Origin of the sequence: Candidatus Frankia nodulisporulans (assembly GCF_902806475.1) — a bacterium.
Classification (GTDB): Bacteria; Actinomycetota; Actinomycetes; order Frankiales; family Frankiaceae; genus Frankia; species Frankia umida.
In genome coordinates, this window is the sequence record NZ_CADCWS010000250.1 from 1 (window position 1) to 5,915 (window position 5,915).

Below are 5,915 nucleotides of genomic sequence, written 5' to 3' on the forward strand. Positions count from 1 at the left end.
TCGTCGGAACCTATTCCTGCACGATCATTCATTCCGTGGCGTAAGACGGCCCACCGACGGCCCCGTGATGGGCGGGCCGTCGGTGGGCCAGGTGGCGACGGTCCCGTGTCAGGCGGGCACCGGCGCCACCCCCTGCGTCAGGGTCTTCAGCCGCGCGATGTTCTCGTTCACCGTCTCGTCCGTACGCGGCACATAGTGCGCGTCGAACGCGATCTTCCGTCCGTTCTGCAGGAAGTACGAAAGGAAGGCGGCGGTCGCCGGCTTACGCAACGACTCGGGCAGAGCGTAGACGTAGAGCGGCTTGCACAGAGGTAGGTAAAGTCCAGTGCCGACGGCGGCGGCGGTGGGTGCGACACAGCCCTCACCGTTGTCGATTTCCACTCCGCGCAGCCGGTTGCCGAACGTCTCGAAAGTCGGATAGTCGAGGAATCCGATGGCCAGCCGTTCACCGGCCACGTCGTTGGCCACCCGGCCAAGGTCGGACTGCTGCGCGTAGGACCGGGACTTGTCGCTCGCGTCGCTGATCGTCGCGTTGAACACCTGAGCCTGCACCGAGTTGCGCGACGGCCCGAAAAAGGTGATCGGCTCGTCCGGGTAGGACGGATTGACCTGGTTCCACCGGGTCACCGTGGAGCTCGCGCCCCAGACCTGTCGCACCTGCTTCAGGGTCAGGCGACGCAGCCAGGTGTTCTGCGGATTCACCACGATCGGCAGCGTGTGGTGAGCGACCTCGAACCCCACCAGGCGCTTCGCGCAGGACGGATCGTCAAGCGATCCCGGGTTCGGTTCGAAGGACGCGTCCGCCAGCTCCACCTTGCCGCTGCACAGGGCGTTGAAGCCATCCTCGGTGCTGCTCGACTCCACACTGACAGTCACGTTGCGCTGGGTCTGGCGAAACTCGTTGTAGGCGGTCTCCGAGATCGGCCCGACTTCGGACGACCCGGCGATCCGGACCAGGTTCGCGGCCGCCGGCGGCTCTGGCGACGGGCTGACCGTCTTCGGAATCGGATCGGTGGTGGGGAACGGACCCGCGGACGCCACCGCCGTCGGCTCGGACCCGGAGTCACGGTTGGTGAGCAGCACTCCCGCGGTCGTTCCCACGACGACGAACAGGACCGCGGCCACCGCGGCGGCGACCATCGTCCGGCGCGAACCGAAGATCCCGCCGCCGCTGCCAGCCGCACCACCGCCGGCACCGCCGCCGCCTGCCCCTGCCCCTGCCCCTGCCCCTGCCCAAGGCTGCTCCGCGGCGCCGGCTACGGACCCAGCGCGGCACCATGACCAGCGGCGCTCCCCGCACCAGCCAGGTTCGCCAGTTGCGGCTCCGACGGCCCGCCAGTCCCGGGACCACCGGCCCACCGCATGGTTGCCGCATCGATGCCAGGCACGATCGCGGTAGCCCCGGCATCACCACCATGCGCCGCGGTACCCGCCGGCGCGGTCGGCGCGGACCCAGCAGCGGATTCAGCCGCCGCCATCGTCACCGCGTCCGTGGGTGCTCCCCCGCTGGCCGCGGCCATGGCGGCGCTGGCCGCAGCCACGCCAGCCGCCGTCCCCGGCACGTCGCCTCGTCCACCCGTGCGGCCAAGCGGGGTGGTGCCGCCGCCGGACATGAACGGCGGCAGTGAGCTCAGGCTCGCCGCGTCCGGTGGACGAATCACCGCCGTCACGTCATAGGGATCCTGCACCGGCTCGCCGCCGAACACGCCGCCGCCGGCCCGCGCCGCCCGATCGGAGAAGTCGGCGGCCAGCAGCGCCGCGCCCATCGCCAGATCCGCGTCGGAGCGGTGCTCGATCCGACGCAGCGCGGGAAAAGCCTCACGTAGCCGTCGCGACACCAACGGCAGGTAGGCGACGCCGCCGGAGAGCAGAATCCGGGACAGATCGGCCGGCTCGGCCGGGACCGACCGCAGCGCCCGGCGCAACGCGCCCACCGTGTCGTCGATCGTCGGAGTGGTGAGCGCCTCGAGTTCCGCGCGGGTGAGCGTGACCGCCGTGCTCACCCCGGGCAACGCCACGGTGAGGTCGACCTCGGCCTCCTCCGCCAGCACCTCCTTGGCCTGCGCGGCGTCGCGACGCAGTTGGGCCAGGGCCAGCCTGGTCGCCGGATCCGACCGGTCGACCCGCTGGGGGTCTATACCGGCGTGGGTCAGCGCCTGGTCGACCAGCAGCCCGTCCAGGTCGATGCCGATGCCGTGACGCATACCCGCCGCCGTACCGACGACCTGGAAGCCGAACGGCGAGAAGGACAGCACCGCGGTGTCGAGGAAGCCGGCGCCCAGGTCGTACCAGCCGACCAGGTCGACGGTCTGGGTGACCGACGAGCGGGCCAGGAGCGTGCCCATCGCGTCGGCGGCCGCCACGGCGGTCACCGGCATCTCCAGCCCGGAGAGCTGGGTTACCGCCTCGGTGAACGCCTCGCGCCGCGAGGCGGGCCAGAACGCCGGATGGGTGACGACCACCTGGTCGGGTGGACCGCCAAGCTGCTGCGCGGCGGTGGTGACAAGGTGGGCGACCAGCCGGCCGAGCAATGACTCCCTGCGGTAGGCCGCGCCGCCGAGCACGACCTGGCCCTCGTCACCGAGGCGACGCAGCAGGTCAGTGGCCGCGCGGTCCGGATCGGTCCGCGCCCGGCGCGCCGCCGCCCGGGCGAACAGCAGGCCTCCGCCCGACGCGGCATACACCACGGACGGCAACCGCCGCTGCCCGCCGAGTTCGAGTACCCGCGGCCAGCCGCCGTCAGCGATACCAACGATCGTGTGCACGGATCCGACGTCTATGCCGAGCTGATATCCCACCGCGACTCCTGAGCCACGTGTTCGCGGGGCCCGCCCCCTCCCAGGAAACACGCGCCCGACCAGCGACGATCTCCCTGACCGCTGGTCCGCTCATCGTAGACACCGTGGAAGACAAACCGGCATGTCCGGTGTCGGACACAAAATGTCGCGATCATTCTGAACCGCCCCGCCACGCCCGTCGAGCTCACCGGACCCGCGCACCCGCCGGTCCCGTCGGATGTACCGGTCCACCGAGGCAGACGTCGTTTTTCCGCGCGGATCCAGCCGTGCCTGCGACGATGCTGGAGGACATGTACGACGACGCCGAGCGCTGTGTGCGGGCCGTGCGGTCCCGGGACTCCCGCTTCGACGGCTGGTTCTTCACCGCCGTGCGCAGCACCCGGATATCTACTGTCGTCCGAGCTGCCCCGCCATCGTCCCCCGCATCGAGAACCTGCACTTCTACCCGAGTGCCGCGGCCGCCCAGCAGGCCGGGTACCGAGCCTGCAAACGCTGCCGACCGGACGCGAGTCCCGGTTCGCCCCTGTGGGATGTCCGCGCCGATCTCGTGGCCAGAGCGATGCGTCTGATCGCCGACGGGGTGGTCGACCGCGACGGCGTGCCCGGCCTCGCCGCCCAGCTCGGGTACAGCACCCGCCAGGTGCAACGACAGCTGCTCGCCGAGCTCGGCGCCGGCCCGTTGGCGCTCGCTCGGGCGCAGCGCGCGCAGACCGCGCGCCTGCTGATCGAAACCAGCGACCTGCCGATGGGTGATGTCGCCTTCGCCGCCGGTTTCGCCAGCATCCGGGCGTTCAACGACGCCGTCCGGGAGATCTTCGCGCTCTCCCCCACCGAACTGCGTCACCGCGCCGCCCGCGCCCCCATCCCGCTCGTAACGGTTCCCGGGTCGGCGGAGTCCAGCCAGCCGGCAGGCCCGGCGCACAGCACGGGGCTCGCCGTACCCATGCGGCCGGTAGGAACGCTGTCCCTACGCCTGCCGTTTCGCGTACCGCTGTGCCCGGACAACCTGTTCGGGCATCTGGCGGCCACCGCGATCCCCGGGGTGGAGCAGTGGCGCGACGGCGCCTTTCACCGCACCCTGCGCCTGCCGCACGGCCCCGCGGCGGTGGCGCTGCGGCCGCGGCCCGACCATGTCGCCTGCCAGCTCACCCTCACCGACCTGCGGGATCTGTCGACGGCGATCAGCCGCTGCCGCCGACTGCTCGACCTGGACGCCGACCCGGTCGCCGTCGATGCCCACCTCGCCGAGGACCCCACACTCGCCCGGCTGGTGCACGCCGCCCCCGGCCGACGGGTACCGCGCACCCCCGACCCGGACGAGTTCGCCGTGCGCGCGATCCTCGGCCAACAGGTCTCCACCGCCGCGGCCCGTACCCACGCTCGCCGTCTGGTTGAGGCCCTCGGCCCACGCGTCGACGGCCTCGGCGGCGCGTTGACCCATCTGTTCCCCACGATGCGTGACCTCGCCGATGGGCTGCCCGGGCTTGACGAGGCCGCGCTGGCCTTCCCCCGCAGCCGCCGCATCGCGCTCACCGCTCTCGTCGAAGCGCTCGCCGAGCGCACCATCGATCTGGGCGCGGGAGCCGACTGGCAAGACGCCCGCGTCCAACTCACCGCTCTGCCCGGCATCGGCCCGTGGACGGTCGAGTCGATCGCCATGCGCGCCCTCGGCGACCCCGACGCCTTCCTCCCCACCGACCTCGGTGTACGGCGCGCTGCCGCGGACCTCGGCCTGCCCACCAGCGCGGGCGGCCTCGGTGCCCACTCGACCGCCTGGCGCCCCTGGCGCAGCTACGCCGTCCAGTACCTGTGGGCGACCAGCGACCACCCGATCAACCGGATGCCCGACCAGCCTCGCGCGGCAACCGCATGACTCAGCCGCGACCCCCACGGTCAAGGTGGTCCGAGGGCTGACTCCGGCGGCGTGAACACCCATCGATCCGCCTGCACGCAGCATCGGCCGACCTCCCGAGGCGGAAGCCGATCAGGTGCCCACGCACATGCGGCAGAGCCCGACGCACCGAGCGTCTCGGCGCCCGGCCAACGGGCTGGATCGCCACCCATTGGCCGGGCATCTTCACCGAGCCGACGCGAACCTATTCCGCTGTGTAGTTATCAGGGTGCGTGTGGTGCTGAGCACCGGTGGGAGTGGTCCAGGTGATGTGGCCGGGCGCGCCCTGTTGCATCTGCCAGCCGGCGGGCCGGCGTGACTCGTTCATCGGGCTGGGACGGCGCTTTCGGCGACCCATCATTCGATGATGACGTCGGCAGACCGGCGCAAGATTGCCTTCCCGAGTCTTACCGCCGTCACCCCAGGAAACGCTGTGATCAATATCCGCGCTGACCGCCGGCTGGTCACATCCGGGCAGCGTGCAGGTGGTGTTCCGCGCCCGAACCTTGCGGGCCAGCGCCGCCGACGGAAAACGCCGATCTGACACATCCACCAGTTCACCGCTGTCTCGGCGGGTGAGAATCTGCCGCCACGTGCACAGCGGCTCCTCGCTCATCTGCCGCACCACTTCCGCCGGGATCGGACCGAGACCCGGAATCTCTCCCGGATTTTCGGCGAGCCCAAGCAGCGTCTCCACCGGCACGATCACCTGCATCTCGACCGGGACCCGACCCAGATCCGCCCCCATCAACAGACCGTAAGCCACATCTGCCCGACGCTGATCAAAACTCCGCCCATCACCTGCCCTCATCCCTCGGGCCAGGTGGCTGATCCGCGCCCACACCGCCCACAGCTGTTCCGCTGGAAGCAGCAGGGCCAGGCGGGCTATGCCGTCCGGCTCCGCCCGCATCTCCACCCGCCTGCCCTCCTCGGCCTTTTCCTTTCGCTGCTGCGACCCGTGCGGATCCACCCGCAGAATCCGCCGACGGACCGCCTGCTCGAACGCGGCCAGGCTCGGGCGGCCACCCTTCGCCAAGACCGGAGCCGCCACCGCATCCACCAGCTCATCGGCCAGCTGAGCGGTCAACCGGTCCAAGGCCACCAGCCGCGCCAGATCGATCGCTCCGTCATACAGCGCCTTCACCGCCCCTGGCAGCCGACGCACCACCCGCACCGCGAAAGCCACCTGCCGACCGCCTTCCGCGGACGACAGGCACGCGCCGAGG

At 71.1% G+C, this 5,915-nt stretch carries 3 protein-coding genes and 1 pseudogene; 1 reads left to right on the forward strand and 3 read right to left on the reverse strand.

The features are described 5' to 3' along the window. Positions 1-108 precede the first annotated feature (108 nt). Both G6R24_RS22670 and G6R24_RS22675 read right to left on the reverse strand, forming a co-directional pair. Complete coding sequence (locus G6R24_RS22670; RefSeq protein ID WP_225438654.1) at positions 109-1,140, reverse strand: substrate-binding domain-containing protein; 1,032 nt, start codon at positions 1,138-1,140, stop codon at positions 109-111. Between the two features lie 116 nt (positions 1,141-1,256). Then, positions 1,257-2,765, reverse strand: coding sequence for an Hsp70 family protein (locus G6R24_RS22675; RefSeq protein WP_225438655.1), 1,509 nt, complete (start codon positions 2,763-2,765; stop codon positions 1,257-1,259). A gap of 323 nt (positions 2,766-3,088) precedes the next feature. Here G6R24_RS22675 and G6R24_RS17305 point away from each other — a divergent pair. After that, a pseudogene (locus tag G6R24_RS17305) lies at positions 3,089-4,671 on the forward strand (AlkA N-terminal domain-containing protein). A 223-nt stretch (positions 4,672-4,894) separates the two neighbouring features. Here the strand turns inward: G6R24_RS17305 and G6R24_RS17310 are convergent. Next, positions 4,895-5,915, reverse strand: a 1,021-nt coding sequence (locus tag G6R24_RS17310; RefSeq protein ID WP_163550264.1) for an HNH endonuclease signature motif containing protein, incomplete at its 5' end; no start/stop codon positions are given.